General features: G+C 45.2%; 18 protein-coding genes. 8 read left to right on the plus strand and 10 right to left on the minus strand.

Annotation, left to right across the window (positions count from 1 at the left end; translation table 11 throughout):
* Window positions 1-365: 365 nt before the first annotated feature.
* On the plus strand, window positions 366-2,039 hold the full coding sequence (locus tag F8R13_RS01820) for a glutamine--tRNA ligase/YqeY domain fusion protein (protein ID WP_152831624.1): 1,674 nt from the start codon (window positions 366-368) through the stop codon (window positions 2,037-2,039).
* A 67-nt stretch (window positions 2,040-2,106) separates the two neighbouring features.
* Window positions 2,107-3,483 (plus strand): cysteine--tRNA ligase, encoded by a 1,377-nt coding sequence (gene cysS, locus F8R13_RS01825; RefSeq protein ID WP_152831625.1) that lies wholly within the window; start codon window positions 2,107-2,109, stop codon window positions 3,481-3,483.
* A gap of 304 nt (window positions 3,484-3,787) precedes the next feature.
* Here the strand turns inward: cysS and F8R13_RS01830 are convergent, their stop codons facing one another.
* The 3 genes from F8R13_RS01830 to gloB form a co-directional block, all read right to left on the minus strand.
* A complete protein-coding gene (locus F8R13_RS01830) occupies window positions 3,788-5,821 on the minus strand; it encodes a transglycosylase SLT domain-containing protein (RefSeq protein ID WP_371414875.1) in 2,034 nt (677 codons plus the stop codon).
* 1 nt (window position 5,822) lies between these two features.
* Entirely contained in the window at window positions 5,823-7,439 is a 1,617-nt protein-coding gene (locus F8R13_RS01835) for a LysM peptidoglycan-binding domain-containing protein (RefSeq protein ID WP_253806294.1), read from the minus strand.
* Between the two features lie 68 nt (window positions 7,440-7,507).
* Entirely contained in the window at window positions 7,508-8,323 is an 816-nt protein-coding gene (gloB, locus tag F8R13_RS01840; protein WP_152831626.1) for a hydroxyacylglutathione hydrolase, read from the minus strand.
* Between the two features lie 59 nt (window positions 8,324-8,382).
* Between gloB and F8R13_RS01845 the strand changes: the two genes are divergently transcribed.
* Genes F8R13_RS01845 through F8R13_RS01855 form a run of 3 tightly spaced genes read left to right on the plus strand, consistent with a single transcriptional unit; the run spans window position 8,383 to window position 10,554 of the window.
* Complete coding sequence (locus F8R13_RS01845) at window positions 8,383-9,186, plus strand: class I SAM-dependent methyltransferase (protein WP_152831627.1); 804 nt, start codon at window positions 8,383-8,385, stop codon at window positions 9,184-9,186.
* Window positions 9,187-9,206: 20 nt separating this feature from the next.
* Complete coding sequence (gene rnhA, locus F8R13_RS01850) at window positions 9,207-9,647, plus strand: ribonuclease HI (protein WP_152831628.1); 441 nt, start codon at window positions 9,207-9,209, stop codon at window positions 9,645-9,647.
* A 19-nt stretch (window positions 9,648-9,666) separates the two neighbouring features.
* Complete coding sequence (locus F8R13_RS01855; protein ID WP_172967667.1) at window positions 9,667-10,554, plus strand: M23 family metallopeptidase; 888 nt, start codon at window positions 9,667-9,669, stop codon at window positions 10,552-10,554.
* A 76-nt stretch (window positions 10,555-10,630) separates the two neighbouring features.
* On the opposite strand, the gene dnaQ is transcribed toward F8R13_RS01855, so the two are convergent.
* On the minus strand, window positions 10,631-11,326 hold the full coding sequence (gene dnaQ / locus F8R13_RS01860; protein ID WP_152831630.1) for a DNA polymerase III subunit epsilon: 696 nt from the start codon (window positions 11,324-11,326) through the stop codon (window positions 10,631-10,633).
* 133 nt (window positions 11,327-11,459) lie between these two features.
* Here dnaQ and F8R13_RS01865 point away from each other — a divergent pair, with 133 nt between their 5' ends.
* The gene (locus tag F8R13_RS01865; RefSeq protein WP_152831631.1) at window positions 11,460-11,885 is read left to right on the plus strand and encodes a peptidylprolyl isomerase; all 426 of its coding nucleotides are present in this window, start codon (window positions 11,460-11,462) and stop codon (window positions 11,883-11,885) included.
* Between the two features lie 109 nt (window positions 11,886-11,994).
* Here F8R13_RS01865 and F8R13_RS01870 read toward each other — a convergent pair whose 3' ends face one another.
* Both F8R13_RS01870 and F8R13_RS01875 read right to left on the minus strand, forming a co-directional pair.
* Window positions 11,995-12,684 carry an MBL fold metallo-hydrolase gene (locus F8R13_RS01870; protein ID WP_152831632.1) on the minus strand — a complete coding sequence of 230 codons (690 nt, stop codon included), beginning with the start codon at window positions 12,682-12,684 and terminating at the stop codon, window positions 11,995-11,997.
* 220 nt (window positions 12,685-12,904) lie between these two features.
* The gene (locus F8R13_RS01875; RefSeq protein ID WP_152831633.1) at window positions 12,905-13,204 is read right to left on the minus strand and encodes a peptidylprolyl isomerase; all 300 of its coding nucleotides are present in this window, start codon (window positions 13,202-13,204) and stop codon (window positions 12,905-12,907) included.
* 220 nt (window positions 13,205-13,424) lie between these two features.
* On the opposite strand from F8R13_RS01875, the gene hrpA reads away from it, so the two are divergent.
* Window positions 13,425-17,444, plus strand: coding sequence for an ATP-dependent RNA helicase HrpA (gene hrpA, locus F8R13_RS01880; RefSeq protein ID WP_253806295.1), 4,020 nt, complete (start codon window positions 13,425-13,427; stop codon window positions 17,442-17,444).
* A 116-nt stretch (window positions 17,445-17,560) separates the two neighbouring features.
* Here the strand turns inward: hrpA and F8R13_RS01885 are convergent, their stop codons facing one another.
* The 4 genes from F8R13_RS01885 to F8R13_RS01900 all read right to left on the minus strand — a co-directional run bounded on the left by F8R13_RS01885 (window position 17,561) and on the right by F8R13_RS01900 (window position 20,908).
* Complete coding sequence (locus tag F8R13_RS01885; protein WP_152831634.1) at window positions 17,561-17,770, minus strand: cold-shock protein; 210 nt, start codon at window positions 17,768-17,770, stop codon at window positions 17,561-17,563.
* Between the two features lie 267 nt (window positions 17,771-18,037).
* A complete protein-coding gene (locus tag F8R13_RS01890; protein ID WP_152831635.1) occupies window positions 18,038-18,310 on the minus strand; it encodes a FeoC-like transcriptional regulator in 273 nt (90 codons plus the stop codon).
* Between the two features lie 37 nt (window positions 18,311-18,347).
* Window positions 18,348-20,672: a Fe(2+) transporter permease subunit FeoB gene (gene feoB / locus F8R13_RS01895; RefSeq protein WP_152831636.1), complete on the minus strand. Its 2,325-nt coding sequence runs from the start codon at window positions 20,670-20,672 to the stop codon at window positions 18,348-18,350.
* A complete protein-coding gene (locus tag F8R13_RS01900; RefSeq protein ID WP_029908588.1) occupies window positions 20,669-20,908 on the minus strand; it encodes a FeoA family protein in 240 nt (79 codons plus the stop codon). Before F8R13_RS01900 ends, feoB begins: the two co-directional genes overlap by 4 nt.
* Before the next feature lie 374 nt (window positions 20,909-21,282).
* On the opposite strand from F8R13_RS01900, the gene F8R13_RS01905 reads away from it, so the two are divergent.
* Entirely contained in the window at window positions 21,283-21,816 is a 534-nt protein-coding gene (locus F8R13_RS01905; RefSeq protein WP_253806296.1) for a c-type cytochrome, read from the plus strand.
* Window positions 21,817-21,856 lie beyond the last annotated feature (40 nt).

Raw genomic sequence — 21,856 nt, forward strand, 5'->3', positions numbered from 1 at the left:
GAGAAAATTGTCATGCGAGAATCGACGAGTTGAGAAGTCTTATGGAAGTTTTCTGGAAGACTTCGCTCTGCCGTCGAGGCATAAAATTGGTGTGATTCTAACATGAATTACCCGCTTTGCCGCGGCTGATAATGCTATAATTTTTCGATTATTAATTAAGGTGAGTGTTTTGCATGAGGTGGCTGCACGGATAAAAATGATTAAAATTTTCCATATTTTCGTTGAACAACTTGCCAATAACTCGTTATTGGCTACGTTTTCCGTCTTAATCTGAAAAATTTTTCTGCATTTTTCTCTCGAGCCCCACTCATGCAAAGCTCTCTGCATCGACATTCAAAAGGATTGGAGTAAAGGGTTTTTGCATAATGAGTCAAAACGAAGCAATCGATAAACCGACCAATTTCATCCGTCATATCATTGACGAAGACTTAGCCTCACACAAGCACGATCACATTCATACGCGCTTTCCCCCTGAACCGAACGGTTACTTACACATCGGCCACGCAAAGTCGATTTGTTTGAACTTCGGCTTGGCGGAAGACTATAACGGCGCTTGTAACTTGCGCTTTGATGACACCAACCCTGCAAAAGAAGATATCGAATATGTCGAGTCCATCATGCATGATGTCGCTTGGCTAGGATTCAAGTGGGAAGGAAAACCTCGCTATTCCTCGAATTATTTTCAGCAGTTCCATGATTATGCCGTCGAGTTGATTAAAAAAGGGTTGGCGTATGTCGACTTCTCTTCTCCGGAAGAGATGCGTGAAGCGCGTGGTACTTTGAAAGAGCCAGGTAAGAACAGCCCTTATCGTGATACCTCTGTGGACGAGAACCTAGCGTTGTTCGCGAAGATGCGCCAAGGTGAGTTCAAAGAAGGCGAGTGTGTGTTGCGTGCCAAAATCGATATGGCTTCCAGCTTTATGTGTATGCGTGATCCGACACTTTATCGTATCCGTTTTGCAACGCACCACCAAACAGGCGATGAATGGTGTATTTACCCTATGTATGACTTTGCGCATTCGGTTTCGGATGCGATTGAAGGCATTACTCACTCGCTTTGTACTTTGGAGTTCCAAGACAACCGTCGTTTGTATGATTGGGTTCAGGAGAATTTGGATGACTTCAACAAACCGGATCGTCCGCACCAATATGAGTTCTCAAGACTGAACTTGGCTTATACCGTGATGTCTAAGCGTAAGCTGCATCAGTTGGTGGAAGACAAGTTGGTTTCCGGTTGGGATGACCCTCGCATGCCGACTATTTCAGGTATGCGTCGTCGTGGTTATACGCCGGCGGCTTTGCGTGACTTTGCAGAGCGTATCGGTATTTCAAAAGTCGACAGCATGACTGAGATGAGCATTCTTGAAGCGTCTATTCGTGATGATTTGAACGTGGTCGCACCAAGAACAATGGGGGTAATCGACCCAATCAAAGTGATTATCGAAAACTATCCTGAAGGTCAGGTTGAGTCGATTCAAGCGCCAGTTCATCCGCAGAATGAAGAGATGGGCAAACGTGAGATTTTCTTTAGCCGTGAGCTTTACATCGACAGAGCGGATTTCATTGAAGAAGCGCCGAATAAGAAATGGCAACGTTTGGCGATAGACAAAGAAGTACGTCTGCGTAACGCTTATATCGTTAAAGCCGAAAGATTTGAGACAGATGCCGACGGTAACTTTACGACAATTTATTGTTCTTATGACCCGGAAACCCTAGGTAAGAATCCGGCAGATGGACGTAAGGTGAAAGGGGTTATTCACTTTGTGGAAGCGACTAAAGCGGTTGCGGCAGAGTTCCGTCTGTATGATCGTTTATTTACCGTTGAAAACCCAGGCAAAGCAGAAGACTTTGAGTCGGTACTGAACCCGAACTCTTTGAAAATCATGCAAGGGTTTGTTGAACCCAACCTGGCAGATTCTGTACCGGAAGTCGCTTACCAGTTTGAACGCGAAGGCTACTTCTGCCGTGACAACAAGTCTGAAGGGTTGGTCTTCAATAAAACGGTTGGTTTGCGCGATACTTGGACGCAAGCTCAATAAGTCTATGATTCACTTGAAGGCGTGTTTTCTGCACGCCTGACAACTTTTCTGAAATACAGGAAACAGCATGTCCTTACAGATTTACAACACGGAAACCCGTCAAAAAGAAACCTTTAAACCGATACACGACAATGAAGTAGGTATCTATGTTTGCGGAGTGACGGTTTATGATTATTGTCACATCGGCCACGCACGTGTCATGGTGGTGTTTGATACGGTTGTGCGTCATTTGAGAGCCTTGGGCTATAACGTGACCTATGTGCGAAATATTACCGATATCGACGATAAGATCATCAAACGCGCATTGGAGAATGGTGAAAGTATTCAATCTTTGACGGGCCGTTTTATTGATGCCATGCACGAAGACGAAGCGGCGATGAATGTTTTGCGCCCGGATATTGAGCCACTTGCTACCGAGCACATGCAGGATATTGAGAGCATGATTTCGACCTTGATTGAAAAAGGGCATGCTTATCCGGCGGAAAATGGTGATGTTTATTTCAATGTGAAGTCCGATAAAGATTATGGTCGTTTGTCGGGCAAAAACATCGATGACTTAGAGTCGGGTGCTCGCGTTGAAGTAAATGAAGTTAAAAAAGATCCTTTGGACTTTGTGTTGTGGAAGGCTTCAAAAGAAAATGAACCGGCTTGGTCTTCACCGTGGGGAGAAGGGCGTCCGGGTTGGCATATCGAATGTTCGGCCATGTCTACCAAATGTCTAGGCAACCACTTCGACATTCATGGTGGTGGTATGGACTTGAGTTTTCCGCATCATGAAAACGAAATCGCTCAGTCGGAATGTGCAACTGGTGAGCATTATGTGAATACCTGGATGCATTGTGGTTTCGTGCGCGTGGACGACGAGAAGATGTCTAAGTCTTTGGGCAACTTCTTTACCATTCGTGAAGTGTTGAAGTTGTATCACCCGGAAGTGATTCGTTATTTCCTATTGGCGAGTCATTACCGCAGCCCGGTGAATTACTCGGAAGACAATCTGGAAGTTGCAAAATCCAGCGTGTCGCGTTTGTACTCGGCATTGGAAAGCTTTACACCAGACCAGTTGAGCGCCGCAGAAGCAGGTACAAACTACGAAGTTGAATTCAACGATGCGATGAACGATGACTTTAATACCCCTCAGGCGATGGCAGTGTTGTTTGAGTTGGCGAAAGAAGTGAACAAGACCAAGTCTGAAACCTTGGGCGGCTTGTTGAAAAAACTGGCAAATCAAATCGGTTTGTTGGAGCAGGATGCGAATGTATTCTTCAAATCTCAGCCTTCGCAATCAGATTTGACGGATGATGCGATTCAGTCTTTGATTGATGAGCGCGCGGAAGTGAGAAAGAATAAAGACTTTGCTCGTTCGGATCAAATTCGTGACGAACTGTTGGCGCAAGGAATTGAGTTGTTGGATTCTCCTCAAGGCACTACTTGGAGAAAAGTGTAGTTAAATTTTTTTGAAAGAAGTCATAAAAATTTAACAATTGTCCGGCTTTCTAAGCCGCTCTGCATAAGCATTTTATAGTAAAAACCTTTTTAAAAATATGGTTTTATATTAAGTAAGTTTATAATTTTTAATAACTTTTTTACATATTAATGTTTGACAATATAAGGGAAAACTCATATACTTTAGCTATTCATGTTTCTTCATGAGTATCCTCCTCTGATTATTTCTTAAATAATTCAAGAAATAATTTTATTTAAACCCTAGTTTGTCCCTAGGGTTTTTTTTTATCTAAAACTTCCTGCCCTCAATTTTTATCGTTGGTTGCGACCAATTTATTATTGGCGTTGTTATTGTCGGAACCAATAGGTTTCATAAAATTTTGCAGTCGATCATAGTGTTTACTTAACACTGATTTGAAAATAGTGGTGTATTCCATAACGGCTTTGACGTAATCTCGTGTTTCGCTGAACGGAATGGTATCAATCCATTGATCCGCCGAAATTTGCATATCTTTTGGAATCCAGCTATCTACTCTATCAGGTCCTGCGTTGTAGGCCGCCGTCGCTAAAATGCGATTACCATCATACTTATCTTCCAGATAGCTCAAGTAAGCACTGCCAAGCTGGATGTTTGACTCTGCATTGGTCAGGTGCGTGTATTGTTTACGTTTAAATCCGATTTTCTTACCAATATAGCGAGCGGTGTTAGGCAAAAGTTGCATGAGGCCTGTAGCACCGGCGTGCGAGCTAATAGTGGGGGAGAAGGCACTTTCTCGTCGCATAACGCCATATACCCAAGCAGGATCGACGGTGTGCTTTTTAGCGGCATTTAAAACGGGCTGTTTATAAGGGGTTGGGAAGCGTAACGCCAGGTCGTCCCACATTTTTGCTTTGGCAATGGTCTGGATGGCGAGGTGATGTTGTTGTGAGTCTGACATATAGTTTGCGACGGCTTCGATATCGTTCGGCTCGACATGCTGTAACAAGTGATACCACTCGCGTCTCAAACTGTGCGTCCAATGAATGGCAATCAGCTCTTTAATGGCCTTGAGTTGAGGGTATTTTTGAGTCAGCTTGCCCATATCAAACGACTTCTCAGGCGCAGGATTGAAACGGTACGGTTGGTTGAGTTTGTCGGCAGACATAAAGCCATAGAAATTACGTTCTTTCGCTAGGCTTTGAAATATCGGTTTAGCCTGTCTGAATTCGTTAAGGGATTCATAAGCGCGTGCTCTCCAATAACGCCAGCGATTTTGTTGCTGCATATCATCCGGCAGCAAATCGTATAGATCAAGGTAGTTAATCCAGTTGGAATGACGGATGGCAAGTTGCAATCGCCAGTTCATGACTTTTTCGCTTTGAACGGCTTGGTCCAAATCCTTCAGGTAGCCCTGGGCCTCTGGCATATATTGGTAAGCAAAGCGCAAGGAAATCTGACGGGAAAGCTTTTGTTCTTCCAGACGGCTAAGACCGTATTGTTCCGAACGCTGTTTGAGCATGCGCATAGCCAGTTTCGGGTTGGAATAGGATAAACGCGTAACGCCCTGTTTGAAGATGGGTTTGCGGATGACCGCAGGCACATAGTCTGGCATGTTTTCAGTGACTTTTTTCGGAGAGCGATAAACGGCTATCCAGTACTTGAGCGTTTTTTTACCTTGTGGGGAAAGGTGTCTTGCCAATCTTGTGGATTGGATTAAGTGACCCTTTTGCATATTGAGTTGGATGCGTTCCCACACCATAGAGCCGGTAATACGATTGGCTTTGTGAAGTGCCTTCTCAAGTAGATGACAGGTGTGGGGGAGTTTTTCTTGGTTACGCCAGAAGCGTGCGCCAGGCTCCAAAATATCATCGGTCTGATTCAGCCGAATGCGGGCATCAAAGTAATAGCATTGTAGCTTGGTGGCACTTTGCGGTCTCAGTTTGTAATATTTAAGGTAGCGTTCGGAGTAATGGTTTTTTCCGAGGTATTCAAGGTAGTGCTTAATCAAGAAAGGGGTGAGAGTGCTGTTTGGGTAGCGCTCTAGAAAATGGTCGATCTGCGATTCCGGTGTGGATTTGAAGTGATATTTAATATCCAAGTAAGACAAGTAGGGGTAGAGCACATAGTCTTGTAGTTCTTTTTTGTAGAAAGCAATCAGAGGGCGATCATTTGCTTTGATGGCTTCGTAGCCATTCAGGAAGTCTCTTTGATCTTTGGTGAGTTTGCTTCTATCTAGGTTACCGGTAGAGCTGAAGGTGTTTGTCGAGAAAAAGGCGGAAAAAAAGGCAATCGTTAGCAGTAGGGAGAGTGAAGCAGCATTTCTTTTGAGAGTACTTTCGATAATCTGCTTAACAATCACGCTAACTTTTAACCCAGACGTCTAGCTTCGTTCCAGGTTGAACAACCTGTGACTTCCGGAGTCCGTTCCAGTTGCATAATTCAGTTGTGGTGACAGAGTATTTCTGCGCGACGATCCACAAACTCTCACCCTTTTTCAGAGTATAAGTAAACTTTTTACCATATTTGCTGGAACGGATTTCGAGCTTCTGTCCCTTACGAAGTGGTGTGCGGATACTAATGCGATTCCATTCGCACAGTGTTCTTGTTGAAACATTGTAGTAACGGGCAATCGTCCATAAGCTTTCACCAGGGCGGACGGTATGGTAATACTTGTTGCCTCTATAGGGCTTTTTCTTGTTTTCGGCTAGACGAACGGCATTAATTTGATTTTTAGGAATCGGAATCAATAAGGTGTGACCCGCTCGAATCAAGTTGTTGTGCAAACCGTTCAGCTTTTTGATCTCACTCGCTGAGGTGTGGTATTTGTGTGCAATGACCAGCAAACTCTCGCCTGGCTTGATGATATGTCGTGCCCAGTTGACTTTGAATTTTTCAGGATTGTCTTCGTATTGCTTTCTGAAATCATTGGCGATGTCAGCCGGCAATAGCAAACGGTGCTTGGCATTCGGTGGCGTTGCCACTCGAAGGAAACCAGGGTTTAGAACTTTGAGTAGTTGTAAATCCGTTTGCGTTGCTTTGGCAACGTTTCTTAGGTTGATTTGCTGCGTTAGCTTCAAGTCATCGAAGTAAGGGGCGTTCTCAATTGGTACCAAGTGAATGTTGTATTCGGATTGGTGATCAATTAGGTAGGCAATGGCCAGTAGTTGAGGAACGTAGCGTTTGGTTTCTTGCGGTAAATAACGGCGAATGTTCCAGAAGTTAGGGGTGCCGTTAGGGTGTCTTTTCAAATATTTTCTTTGAGCTTTCAGTACATTGCCCAATCCGGCATTGTACGAGGCAAGGGCTAAAAGCCAATCATAGTCGTTCATCACGTAAAGCTGTTGCAGGTAATCCAAGGCAGCCTGTGTGCTCTTATAGATGTCCTGACGACCGTCATACCACCAGTTATGCTGTAGACCGTAAAGATGACCGGTAGAGGGCATAAACTGCCAAAGACCAGAGGCACTTACGTAAGAACGGGCAAATGGATAGTAGCCACTTTCGATAACTGGCAATAACGCGATTTCATACGGCATTTTGCGTTTTTTGATTTCTTGCAAAATGTAGTAGAGATAGGGTTTGGCACGAATCGAAACGCGTTTTAGGTATTTGCGACGTTTTAGATAGTATTCGATATAGGATTTATATTCTTCGGCATGCGCGGGTGCTAAGAAGAAGTTATGGCTAAGCACTTCCCAAAGGTTATCGTTTTCTTCAGTGTTTGGGGCGTGTACGAAATTCTTTAGACGCTGCGTGTCAGTTTCGGCAAGGTCGTATTTTTCCAGCGTGGCTTTTTGAATGGTTTGCTCGAAGCTGAGGCTTTCGGCATCATCCATTTCAGAGGGCATGGCGATAGGCAGTTTTGGGTCGGTGTCGTCGTCATTTTCGGCAGTCGTCGCGTCACCATCACCAGAGTTAGATGACTGCTCGCTGGTGTTTTGTTCTGATTTTAGCGGTGTTAAAGCACATCCATTCATAACGAATGGTAGAACCATACAACCTAACAGAAAAAGATATTTTTGAACAAAGCTCATAGTTTTAAAAATCAGTCCAATCCAGACTCTAAAATGCCGGTCTTATCGAGCGAATCCTTCCACGAACGCAGAGTTGCATAAAGATTAGCATTCGAATCCAACTTGAAATTATAAAAGGATTGGTGTCGTTTGATAAGGGTTTCTTTCAAATTTTCTGTATCAAAGCGTAAAAACGGATTGGTCTGTTTCTCTACGCCCAATCTTTCAGGTACACAGGGGATACCGACTTTGGTTTTTTGCCTGACTTCTTGCTGGCGTTTTTGAACCGCTTCATTGTCTGGTTCGGCGATGGCTGCAAAGTTGATGTTGGCAAAGGTGTACTCATGCCCGCAGTAAATCAAACAGTCATCGTTCAGGTCTCTTAAACGCAGTAAAGACTCAGCCATTGGTTTTGGTGACTGTGTCCAGGTTTTGCCGCAACCAGCAGTAAAGAGAACGTCACCGCAGAACAAAGCTTCCGGGTGGTAAAACGCGACATGCTCATGAGTGTGGCCGGGGATTTCCAAGACTTCAAATGTTTTGCCGAGCACTTGAACCTTGTCACCTTCCAAAACCGGGTAGGTCACATGTTTGTACGGCCCTCTCGGGTTGCTGACCACAGGCGCATCGCCAAGAGCCTTCAAAACATCTTGGATGCCATCAGTATGGTCGTAATGGTGGTGGGTCAACAGAATGCCGGCAAGCGAAAGCTGATTTTCTTGAAAGTAGGGAATGACACGGTGGCTTTCGCCTGGGTCGACAATCCAAGCCTCTCGAATATTGGCGTCGTCTGAGCGAATCACCCAGATGTAATTGTCGTAATCAGTAGGCAAGCCAATGATGTTCATTCCAGACCTTTATAGCTGTTATAATCAGTGAATTCTAACAAATCTGATGACAGTTGTTCATGCAGAATCTAACGTTCCAGACATTTTTGTCACGTTTTTATAAGACTCCGAAGGGACTTTCTCTTCTAAATGACGAGAAGCTGTTGCTTGAGCGTAGTTTAGAAAAGGTATTCGGTTACTATCTATTGCAGCTGGGTATCAGTTGTGAGGATGATCTTGTACAAAACAGTCGTGTGAGTCGCAAGGTATTTGCCGATGCGATTCGGCCGGCGCATCTATCGTCAGAGAAAATCCAGGCATTTGTACTTACGGATTTAAATTATCTGCCGTTCAAGGACGATTCGATTGACGCTGTGCTGTTACCGCATACGTTGGAATCCGTTTCCGACCCCTACCACCTGCTAAGACAAGTGGATAAAATGCTTGTTCCCGAAGGCCATGTTTTGATTACCGGGTTTAATCCGTTTGGTTGTCATGTCATTCGTCAAAAGTTTGGAGAAAACAGCCAAATATTCAAACGAGCTAACCTGGTAAAAGAAAGCCGGGTTGTCGATTGGCTCAATGTACTTGGCTATGAAATTCAGAAAATTTCCTATAGCTCATTGAGCTGCGTCACCAAAGATATCGAAAGCTACCAGCCGAGTGGCTTTTTGTTGATGCTGGAGCACTGGATGGATAAGGTTGGCTTGGATTTGGGAAATGTTTACTGTATTGTCGCCAAGAAAAAAGTTGGCTCGCCGACGCCGGTAGGGTTGAACTGGCGCTTTGCACCTTGGCAAACGGTGAAGAAAGGGCGGGTCATCGCCAATTCTGAGGCGCATCAACGTTCCGCCGGTTTGAATGATAAGAAAACAAGTCAATAATCAAAGTTAAGAGATAGAAAATGCAACAAGTCGAAATTTTTACCGATGGCGGATGTCGAGGTAATCCCGGAATTGGTGGCTGGGGAGCGCTGCTGAGAATGGGCGGACACGAAAAAGAATTGAAAGGCGCGGCAGAGGACACCACCAATAACCGCATGGAGCTGACGGCAGCGATTGAAGCTTTGAAGGCATTGAAACGCCCATGCAAAGTCTTACTGACAACCGACTCCCAATATGTTAAAAATGGCATTACACAATGGCTTCCAAATTGGAAAAAGAACCAATGGCGGACTGCGGCGAAAAAGCCTGTAAAAAATCAGGATTTATGGCAACAACTTGATGAAGTCATTCAACAGCATCAAGTCGAATGGGCATGGGTGAAAGGACATGCTGGGCATGCCGAAAATGAGCGCGTGGATGAGTTGGCCAATCTAGCAATGGATGAATTAGCAAATGCATAACAACGGATTTTTGTCTTATATGAAGAAAACGATTTTTGTCGCGGGATTGATGTTGTCTCAAGCGGTTTTTGCGAAAACACCCAGCGTTGAGGTTGAAAAAGGAACCTTGGAACAGGGCGGATTTGTCATTCTTAAAGTCTCTCCGGGCTATGAAGTGAGTTACAAGCATCACTTGCTGAAGCCGGATGCAGAAGGTCGCGTACTGATCGGGTTTTCGCGAAACGATGGGGTTAAGCAAACACTGACGTTGATTGAGTCGGATGGCAAAAAGCAACAACAAACACTGAAAATTGCCAAGCGCAGTTATACCGTTCAGCGCATCAATGGCTTGCCGAAAAACAAGGTGTCGCCTGATAAAGCGACTTTGAAGTTAATTTATCGAGACATTGCCGAGGCAAAAGCGGCGAGAAAAATCAATCTACCAACCCCTTATTTTGACAGCGGGTTTGACTGGCCGACGAAAGGGATTATCAGCGGAATTTACGGCAGCCAACGTATTTTGAACGGCAAGCCTCGCGCACCTCACATGGGGGTCGATATTGCTGCTCCACAAGGGACGCCGCTGCATGCGCCAGCAGATGGAAAAATCACTTTGAGTGCAGATATGGTGTTGAGTGGTCATACGGTGATGATCGATCACGGGTATGGATTACGCTCGACAGTGATGCATTTACACAAAGTGTTCGTCAAACAAGGCGACTTTGTGAAAAAAGGGCAGGTCATTGGTGAAGTGGGGCAAACAGGTCGAGCAACCGGACCGCATGTTCATTGGGGAATGAGCTGGTTTAATGTCAGACTGGATCCGTCATTGGTGATGACTTCAGACTTGAAACCGGGGGATAAGGTATCACCTTCTGCCTTGGTACTGAAAGAAAAAGAGCCTGCAATGCAGGCGAGTTCTAAATAGTTACCAATTAACCTCTAGCGGCATGGCAACTTAGGTTGTCAGCCACTCATGACGAGTCATTTCCTACCTGTCATTTCTACCAGCTAATCGTTTCACCAAATTTTTTACTGATCGCTTCCAGCTTTTGTTGGTGACGCATCAGTTCATCATCTGTTGCTTTCAGCACTTTCAACTTAGGCCGATTGACATCCAGTTGAACAACGTTACCGGATGCATTCCCTTCATATTCTTCGTGGAGCGATAGGGCGGTTTGTCCCCCCGTCATCGCCAAGTAGACGTCAGCTAGGATTTCGGAGTCGAGTAAAGCGCCATGGAGCGTTCGGTTGGAGTTGTCGATACCGAAGCGTTTACACAAGGCATCCAGCGTGTTGCGCTGCCCGGGGAAGGACTTTCGCGCCATTTTCAAACTGTCAGTGATGGTACAGTGATCTTCGATTTTGCCCCAACGGTTGTTCTTCAGTAGCGACAGCTCATGGTTGATAAACCCGACGTCGAAGGGGGCATTGTGGATAATCAATTCAGCACCGGCGACAAACGCCATGAAGTCATCAACGACATCGGAAAAAATCGGTTTATCTTCGAGGAATTCGTTGGTGATACCGTGGACGGCAATCGCATCTTCCGGGACATCACGTTCAGGTTGGATATATTGATGATAATTTTTGTGGGTCAGCTTTCTTTCGATGAGTTCCACGGCACCGATTTCGATGATTTTGTCACCGCTTTTTGGGTCAAGACCCGTGGTCTCTGTATCCATTATGATTTGACGCATTTCTAATAGACTCACAGTCACTTTCGGTTAGAATATGCGCTATTGTAACCCAACATCCTTTTGATGAAGGAAATATAAAGAAGACGTTCATCTGACATTTCGGATATGACGTTGGAGAATAAAGGACAGATTCATGAGAATTAAAAACGGTAGTGAAGTTACTTTTCATTATGAGCTACGCAATGAGTCAGGTGAACTGCTGGATTCGACTTTTGGTGGTGAACCAGTTCATTATGTACATGGCGAAGGTGAGATTATCGAAGGGTTGGAAGAGTTGTTAGAAGGTGAAGAACCTGGATTTGAAGCCAAGGTCACCATTCCGCCTGAGAAAGGGTATGGCGTAACGCGTCAGGACTTGATCGTTTATGCTTCTCCTGAAAACTTTGATGACAATGTTGAGATTAAAGTGGGTGAAGTGGTTGAAACGGAAGACCCAGATGGTGAAATTATCGCTTTCCGTATTGTAGAAATCGACGAAGACAAAGTTTTCCTAGATGGTAATCACCCATTGGCGAACCAAACATTGAACTACAAAGTAGAAGTTTTGGAAGTGGCATAAGCATTTCAAAACATAGCGACAAAAAAGCCCCGCAGTGCGGGGCTTTTTTTATGATGCTTTTGTAAGCAAAATCTGCCAGGTTGGGTACCTGGACCTGAGTTGTTGCGAGTTAAGCGACATTACCGCACTGCATGTTACCAGGCACTGAGATGTCGATTTTTCTTGGGTTGGGTAGGTTCAGGTTATCCATAATCACAGCGAAGTCCTCATAAGACGTACCTTTGCCCACTCTTGTGTTGTACTCAATTTCTTCACCGATAGTGGACTGAGAAAACCCTTTGTAATCGTGAGCAGGGAAAACCAAAGTGTCAGGAGACAGTTTGAAAAGCTTTTCTGTCAAAGATTCATACATGGCTTCATTGCTACCCAACTGGAAGTCGGTACGACCACAGTCTCTTACCAACAGAGTGTCACCCGTGAAGACGGCACCGTCGATTTGGTAAGTGATGTCATTATCTGTGTGGCCAGGCGTGTGCAATACACGGATAGACTGCTGTCCCAACATGAAGCTGTCGCCTTCTTCGGCAAGAATGTCAGCACACTCTGAACCAGAGTTTTTATGTACAACGATTTTTGCACCTGTGTGCTTGCGAATAGGGCCAGCGCCGGTAATGTGATCGGCATGGATATGGGTTTCAAGCAAATACTTAACGTTTAATCCCAATTCTTCGATGTGTTGGATATCACGCTCGACCTGTTCAGCAACCGAGTCAATGACGGCAGCTTCTTTTGTGTCTTCGTCCCACAGTAAGTAGGTGTAAGTCCAGGTTTCGTAATCAAACAGTTGACGAATTTTCATCTTGTCCTCCATTGGCACGAGAGTCAATTTTTCCTATAAAGATTCTTATTATTGCATTAATTGCATGTATAAGTAAACGCTAATAAGGTGCCAAAGAGTAAATGTCTAATAAAAACAATCGCTTTTCTGCTTTTTAAGGAAGGGAATGTATAGCAATGTCAAAGAAAATCGTTGCGGAATGTTATGAAATGTTGTCTTTGGTCAACACTTTGCAACAATATTATTTTCGGTTTGTTATCCAAATAAGATGATAGCCAAATTGGGTTTTAATAGGGCCTTGTACTTCGTTTAATGGCGCCGAAAATACCACTTCGTCAAACTCGGGAACCATTACGCCTCTGCCGAATATTCCCAAGTCACCGCCAACTTTTGCAGAAGGGCAAGTGGAGCTTTCTCTTGCTAACCGATCAAAATCTTCGAAATGGTTGATTTGTGCTTTCAGCTCGTTACACAGGGTTTCATCCGCCACAAGAATATGGCGTGCTTTGACTTTACTGAAGGTTGGCGAAGTGTCGTTCATATAGTCTTCCATAGGTCTTCCAGAATCTTGCTTAATGGCTGAATTCTACCGAAATTTGGTCGAGAAGGGGGTGTTTAGGAATTGCTCTGGCAGAATCACGGTGCAAAATTGGTCTTCGTGGCCTATCTAGCGTAAAATGCGCGCTAAGATTATTCGCTATGCCATTTGTTTTCTGGCTTTGTTTTTCTGGGTTTAACGTCACTTTACCACCGCCATATTTATGTCTGATAGTTCAGCGCTTCTTAAAATGTCGAATCATGATTTTATCGATTCCTTAACTGAGGTATTGTCGAGGGATCGCTTTGCTCTGCAAAAACAGTGGGAAAGACTCAAGCTCAACACCCTGGACGACGCGCAAAAAGAAACGCTGCAGGCGACCCCAACCTGGCAGAAATTTGTCAGTAAATGGCAGCGTTCCCGTGAGTTGGTGGCGGCCAATCGTCAGGCTGTGCCCAAGATTGAATTTGATGAAAACCTGCCCGTTGCCAAACGTCGCGAAGCGCTGAGAAAATTGATTGAGCAACATCAGGTCGTGGTGATTGCAGGGGAAACAGGTTCCGGTAAAACCACGCAAATTCCAAAAATCTGTTTGGAAGCGGGAAGAGGCATTCTCGGGCGCATCGGTTGTACGCAACCGAGACGTTTGGCGGCGCGCAGTGTTGCTGAGCGTATTGCAGAAGAGTTGGGGTCATCCATTGGGCAGTTGGTCGGGTATCAGGTTCGATTTCATGATCAGGTGCATCAACAAAGCCTGATTAAAGTGATGACGGACGGGATTCTATTGGCGGAAGTCCAAAACGATCCCTTTCTTAACCAGTATGACACCATCATTATTGATGAGGCACATGAGCGCTCGATTAATATCGATTTCCTACTGGGGATATTGAAGAAACTCCTGCCGAAACGTCCTGATTTGAAAGTGGTGATTACTTCTGCAACCATTGATACCCAGCGTTTTGCGGATTATTTCAAAGGCGCGCCGGTTGTCGAGGTTAGCGGGCGAACTTACCCTGTGGAAATTCGTTATCGTCCTTTAATCAAGCTTGAAGACGATGATGGCAATGAGTATGAACAGGACATTCCATTGGCGATTTCTCATGCGCTGGATGAGTTGGCGTTGGAAGACCCGTTTGGTGATGTGTTGGTGTTTCAAGTCGGTGAGCGGGACATCAAAGAAACCGCTGAAGTCCTGCGCAAGCAAAACCTGAAAAATACTGAAATCATTCCGCTTTATGCCCGCCTATCGATGGCGGAGCAGAACAAGGTGTTTCAAACCTCGCAAAAACGCCGAGTGATTTTATCGACCAACGTTGCGGAAACCTCTTTAACCGTGCCGGGCATCAAGTTTGTCATTGACCCGGGGCAAGTGCGTATCAGTCGTTACAGCGTGCGCTCAAAAGTACAACGTTTGCCGATTGAAAAGATTTCCCAAGCGTCCGCTAACCAAAGAGCGGGGCGTTGTGGTCGTGTATCTTCCGGTGTTTGTATTCGTTTGTATGATGAGGAAGACTTTCAGGCAAGACCGGCCTTCACGCCGCCGGAAATTCACCGTACGTCTTTGGCATCGGTCATTTTGCAGATGGAGACATTGCGTTTGGGTGCGGTCAAACATTTTCCGTTTATCGAACCACCGGAAGACAAAGCGGTCAATGATGGTTTCCGTCAGTTGCAGGAAATCGGTGCGTTGGATGAGCAAAGGCAACTGACCGAGTCCGGTAAGCAGTTGGCGACCTTACCGCTTGATCCTCGCATGGCGAAAATGGTGCTGGAAGGTCAGAAAAACAATGTATTGGCGGAGGTGCTGATTATTGCGTCGGCACTCAGTATTCAAGACCCGCGGGATATGAACGAGTCCAACCGTCAAGCAGCGAATCAAGCGCATAAACGCTTTGAAGATGAACGTTCGGACTTTTTGTTTTACCTCAATCTTTGGCGCTTTTATGAAGAGCAACGCCGCCACCTGAGCCAAAACAAACTACGAAAGTTATGTAAAACCAACTATCTGTCCTATCTGCGAATGAAAGAATGGCATGATTTGTTTTACCAGTTAGAAGTCAGCTTGAAACGCATCGGCACCAAGGTTGGTGACTTGCATTTGTATGAAGAAGTATCGCAGCACGGCAAAGTCGTTGGTGAGCGTTTATCTGACTTGCATTCTATTGCCGTACATCGTGCGCTAATGACCGGTTTGCTCGGTAATATCGCCATGCGGGATGATGAAAACACTTATCTCGGTGCGCGTAATACCAAGCTGTTTATCCATCCGAGTTCGGTGTTATTTAAACGTAAGCCCAAATGGATGCTGTCTGGCGAACTGGTGGAAACCACCAAGCTTTACGCCAGAAATAACGCAACCATTGATATTCGCTGGGTGGAAAGTCTTGCCAAGCACTTGATTAAGCACAGCTATGCCGATCCGCATTGGCAGAAAAAAGCGGGGCAGGTGGGCGCTTATGAATCCATTACGCTTTATGGTCTACCGATAGTGAATCGTCGTCCATGCAACTACGGGCCTATCAATCCAAAAGAAGCTCACAAGATTTTTCTGCGCCACGGTTTGGTGGAAGGAGACATGCATTGTCGTGTGGATTTCTTTGTCCATAACCAAAAGCTCATTGCCGAAATTCAGCAGATAGAGTCCAAGCTTCGACGCCTGGATTTCCTAGTAGATGACAATGTACTGTACGATTTTTATGCAGACAAAATCCCTGAGCACATTTACAGCCAACCCGCATTTGAAAAATGGGCGAAAACTACCAAACAAAAACAGCCGGAATTGATTGAATCGTTATTTTTAACGCGGGAGTTTTTGCTGAAGCAATCCATCGACAGTAGTTTGAATGTGGAATTTCCTGACCAGATTGGCTTGCAGAACAACATTCAGTTGGATGTCGATTACCGCTTTGAACCCGGCAAAACGCAAGACGGTATGGTGGTGCATATTCCACTATCAAACTTGAATCTGGTTCAATCGGAAGATTTTGAATGGTTAACGCCGGGTTTAATCAAAGAGAAGATCGCGTGCTACATCAAAGCCCTGCCGAAAGGGCTACGTAAACAGTTTATCCCCGCGCCGAACTATGCTGAGCTGGCGTTAAAGGAAATGTCGCCCGATAAGCGCCATAAGGGTAGTGTTGCTGCGGAACCTTTCTTGACTCAACTGGTGTGGGTGCTCAATCGCCGCGCTACGGATAAAGTCTCAGTGAACGATTTTCAAGCCGTTGAGTTGCCGGATTATTTGAAGCCCTACTATCTATTGGAAGATGAGAAAGGCAAGCTACTGGCGGAAGGTTCTGATCTGGAAAAAATCAAAGCCGAATACCTACACTTGGTCGACAAGTTGATTGAAAAACATCAGGGCAAGGTGGGTAAAACCGCTCACACCGAAAATCAAAAAGTCGAAACTTGGGATTTTGGCGATCTGGCAGAAACGCAAACCTTGGCAACCGGGAAATCGGGCGCGGAAATGGTGGTTTATCCTGCATTGCAAATGACGATGGACGGTTTTGAAATCGCATTGATTGGCGATGAGTCCACAGCGCAACAAACACATGGTGACGCCGTGCTGGCTTTGGTCAAGCAACTGTTGGCGGATAAACAAAAATACCTGTTCAAACAGTTGCCGCTTCAAAAAGCCTGTTTGTGCTATGCGCCTTATGGCACCTGTCAGGATTTGACGCAGCAGATTATTGACCGTGCTTTAGAGCAGCTGGTGCCAGAGCCACAAGCCATACGTAAGCAAGCAGAGTTTGAGCAGACGCTGGAACGGGTGCGTAGCCAATGGGTGGAGAAAGGGCAAAAAGTCGCCAAACAAGTCAGTGAAATTTTGACAGCTCACCAGAAAATCGCCAAGCAGGTCAAAGGTAAGGTCAATCCACGTTGGTTGGCATCTATCGCTGACATTCAACATCAGTTGGATGGTCTGATTTCGAAAGACTTTGTCAGAACCACGCCCGAAACTTGGCTGGCACAACTGCCGAGATATTTGCAAGGTTTGGAAAAGCGCTTGGAAAAACTCGATTTAGACCCGGCGAAGGATCAGGTGGCGATTCGCCAGATACAACCTTTGTTGGATGCCTATGAAGAGCTGGCTCAGGAACCTGCTTATGCCAATGCCCCCAACCTGGTAGATTTTCGTTGGATGCTGGAAGAGTTGCGACTTTCATTATTCGCGCAGCCGATGAAAACCCTAAAGCCGGTTTCTATTCAGCGCTTGGAAAAACAACTCAAAGAATTCTAATGGAAACGTGACAAAATCTGCCAGGTTGGGGGTGGAAGTGTTTTTAGTAGATACAAAAAAGCGAGCACTTGGAAACCAAGGCTCGCTTTTTTTATAAGCTAAAACGTCGGGCTAGATTATAGCGCTACGATGTTTTCTGCTTGAGGACCTTTTTGGCCTTGACCAACAGTGAACTCAACTTTTTGACCTTCAGCCAAAGTTTTAAATCCTGAACCAGAGATTGCGCTGAAATGAGCGAAAAGGTCTGGACCATTTTCTTGTTGAATGAAGCCAAAGCCTTTAGATTCGTTGAACCACTTAACGGTTCCAGTTTGTGTATTAGACATAATGCTTTTCCTAATGAAAAATAAATATTGTTGAACTTGCCCTGAGATTTTCTAAGGACATAAGGAAAAAATTTTTTTGGTACTGATTTTCTATTTCGGGACGGAGAATTATGACTAAAACAACGAAAACGAGTGGTAGAACTAGGTAAACAAAGGCAATTTCTTCCTGTGAGTTGACAGTATAAGTCTTAATCTTTGAAAGTCAATTTAAATCAATCGTTTATTCAATAATATTTCAATTAGCCCACCAGAACGCTGAAATCAGGCCTATCCTTGCACCTGTACGGCAATGTTGAGGGATTTTAGACGTTTGGATGTCCAATAAACCATTTCTTTGGCAGAAGAACTACAGCCGCTGTTACAGTTACCTGTTGAGCAGCTTCCACCGTCGGAAGACACCATTTGAACATGACCTTGCTCAATCAATGGCGTAAGCAAGCCTTGTAACGCATTATCATCCAGGTCGAACCGATTTTTTAAGTCATCGGTACTGACCTGTTGATTTTCGCGAATGTAACGCTTCATTTCTAAAAGAATCATAGTTACACTCCTTTGGTTTGATGGCAGCGCGAGCGAGTTAGTGCGGCACCACTTTGTTTATGGGCGCGGTTTTTTGCATCCCTATGCGCTTCAATGTTAAGTATAAAACAATGAACGCCAGCGCGATAGCGGACAGCCAGGCAAGAGAGTATTCCGGGTGCTGAGAGAATGTCATGATTTGATAGAAACTCACCGCTACGGTATAGCCAAGGAACAAACTCCAGCTTCCGCTCATAATCGCCCATTTCCAACCTAGCTCTTTCTTGATGGCACCTACGGTCGCCACGCAAGGGAAGTAAAGCAGAATTAACAGCAAGTAGGCATAGGCCGCAACCTCTCCACCAAAATGCTGGTGCATTTTCTGTAGTGTGCTGACATTGACATCCAGTTCTTGAGCTGCTTCTTGCGTGTTTCCTACGTGCTTGAGAGCTTCCAGACCAAGCGGGTCGTCAAGGTTGGTGAAGATGCCGGTGATATTGGCGGGGATCGTCGCAACAGCGCCTTTCATCGCCCCAATAAAGTCATAGCTGTCTTCCGAAGCAGTGTTTTCTTCTTTACTCTGGTAAAGCGCATCCAAAGATCCGACTACTACTTCTTTTGCCAAGATACCGGTAATCAATCCGACCGTTGCCGGCCAGTTGTCTTCCGTGACCCCAAGTGGTTCGAACACCGGGGTGGTGACTTTTGCAACTTCACTCAAAACGGAGTTGTTTTGGTTTTGATGGCCGAAAGTACCATCGGTTCCCAAGCTGTTGAAAAAGTTAATCAAAAGGACAACGATGACAATGACTTTACCGGCATCGGTAATGAAGCCTCTGAGCTTGTTTCGAGAATTCAGCAACACGTTGATGAACGCAGGTTTGTGGTAAATAGGAAGCTCCATCAATAGGCTAGGCGCTTCACCGGGTAGCAAGGTTTTTTTCAAGACCAGTGCGGTTAGCACCGCTGCGACAATTCCAACCAAATAGAGTGAGAAAACCAATAGGGTTGCATGGTTTGAGAAAAAGGCAGTCGCAAAGAGCACATAAACCGTCAAACGGGCGCTACAGGACATAAATGGTGTCATCATGACGGTCATGATGCGGTCACGTTCATCAGGTAGGACGCGGCTTGCCATGACGCCCGGAATGTTACAGCCAAAGCCGATGACCAGCGGGATAAAAGCCTGACCGGATAACCCAACTCGGCGCATGGAACGATCCATAATCAATGCCGCACGTTGCATATAACCTGTCTCTTCTAGAATCGATAGTAATAGGAACAAGGCACCAATAACCGGAATGAATGTAGCAACCACTTGAATACCGCCGCCAATACCGGTTGCCAGTAGGGTAATTAGCCATTCAGGCGCGGAGATGGCTTGCAATAAGTGCGAGGGACCATCGACAAAAATCGCTTGAGCGCCTTGGTCGAAAAAGTCCAAAAACGCATTGCCAAGCGTGATGGATAGCGCGAACACCAAGTACATGATGGTGAGGAAAATAGGCATTCCCCAAACTGGGTGTAGGGCCCATTTGTCTAAAATATCCGTGGTGTTACGGGTAAATTGATCGGTGTGGGTTAAGCTCGCATGGGTAGCATCATGTGCAAATTGGAAGTACAGATCAGTTGCGACTATCGCCAAATCTTCTTCGTAATGTTCTTCCAGCTTCTTTTTCGACGCGATGGCGTAGCTGCGTAACGCTAAAGGCGCTTTCTCTGGCTTTAATAGCGTTTGCAAGGTTTTCCAGCAGGATTCCTTGGTTTGCGACTGCAAGTTACGGATTTCATGCACGCATTCATGCAGCATGTCCGGTAGGTCGAAATGCAAGTTGGAGCGTTTGTTTAGTAGTTCTGGAATTTGTTCTTTAAGTTCATCAATGCCTTGATTGAAATAAGCGGAAATGGGAATGACCGGGCAACCCAATTTTTCCGAAAGGGTGTCGATGTCAATAGACAAATGACGTTCGTGCAGCATGTCCATACGGTTGAGTACGACCACGACCGGCAAGCCCATGTGCAGTAATTGTGCTGTTAAAAATAGCTGACGCTCGATACTGGTGGCATCGACAATATTCAAAATCAATTCCGCCGGTTGACACTGAAGAAAATCGCGTGCGATTTTTTCATCCAAACCAGAACGGGAAGAATTTTCCAGACTATACACGCCCGGCAAGTCGATAAGCTTGTATTTTTCTGAGCCCAGTACAAACTGCCCGGTTTTTTGCTCAACGGTGACGCCAGGCCAGTTCCCCGTGGTTTGTTGTGAGCCTGTCAAACGGTTGAATAGGGTGGTTTTACCGCAGTTCGGGTTCCCAATCAGGGCGATTTGGTGTTGATAAGGCTTTGCAATATTGGCAGTAGGTAAATCAGTAACGGTCATGACAGAGGGTGAACCTTAATAAAATGAGCGATTTTCTTATCGACGGCGAAGCGGCTACCATCCACAGTCAAAATGTAGCTGTCTCCACGCACCAATAAAACCTTTATATGGCTGTTGGTATGAAACCCAAGGTTGACCAAGTGAAGTTTTGTCTCCAAGTCGCCAGTGAGGGCAACGATAGTACAAGTCTGGTCTTGGTGACATTCGTCTAGCCGAATGGCGTTTTTGTCTGGCATAAAAGTACTATTCCAAACCGGACATCAAGTCGGTGTTAAATAAGGTTAAGGTAAATAAAAATAATTATTATTTATAGTAGCACAAAAGTGAATTTTGTCAATTGACTCCCCGGAATAAAATGGGGTAAATCCGGCCAAAAGGTGGTTGGAGAAGTTCAAAGTAAAGCCGGTGATTAATCGCTTGCAAATTCAATGGCTTCGTGACTTAATGTAGGCAAAATTCGGCTGAATGTTGAATGAATCCAAGTCTTGAAACACCATGAAAGGTCTCATTGCTTGCGTTCTATGTCAATGGAAGTTCCGGTATTTTGTGTAATTTATTCCAGAAGATACGGAATTGATTCAATATCGGGTTAAAAAACAAGGAAATTCAAATGAAGTTAAAAGCACTTTTTCTTACTTCCTTACTGTGTGGTTCAAGTGTGGCATTGGTTGGTTGCGGGCATTCTGATAACCAAACGGCATCCTCTCAGAATGCGGCTAAGCAAGCTGAGCCTTTAACATCTTCAACGGCAGATAAGAACTTGATGCCGCCAAATGGTGAACAAACCTCCACGATGGATGTTAAAACCCAGAATCTGACGAAGGGTGAACCCGAAACCACTGCGCCTGCCGAAGATCTTGAGAAAGCGGAGCCTGAGAAAACCGCTATTGATAACGAACCGCATCCACCCGTGAAAACCGGAGAAGAGATTTTTGCGACCTGTTCAGCTTGTCATGGCGATCACGGTCAAGGCGGGGTAGGTCCTAAACTGCAAGGACTGAAAAAAGCCGATATTATCGCCAAACTTCAAGCTTATAAAGCAGGTAAGTCATTCGGACCAATGAGCTCGATGATGATTCCCAATGCTCAGCAATTAAGTGAAGCAGATATTAAGTCTGTCGCGGCCTATATAGCCAAGTTCTAAAAGACTTGGGGGCGATTTGCATCACCATTATCAGATGATG

It is taken from the genome of Hydrogenovibrio sp. JE_KL2, assembly GCF_009296185.1.
Classification (GTDB): Bacteria; Pseudomonadota; Gammaproteobacteria; order Thiomicrospirales; family Thiomicrospiraceae; genus Hydrogenovibrio.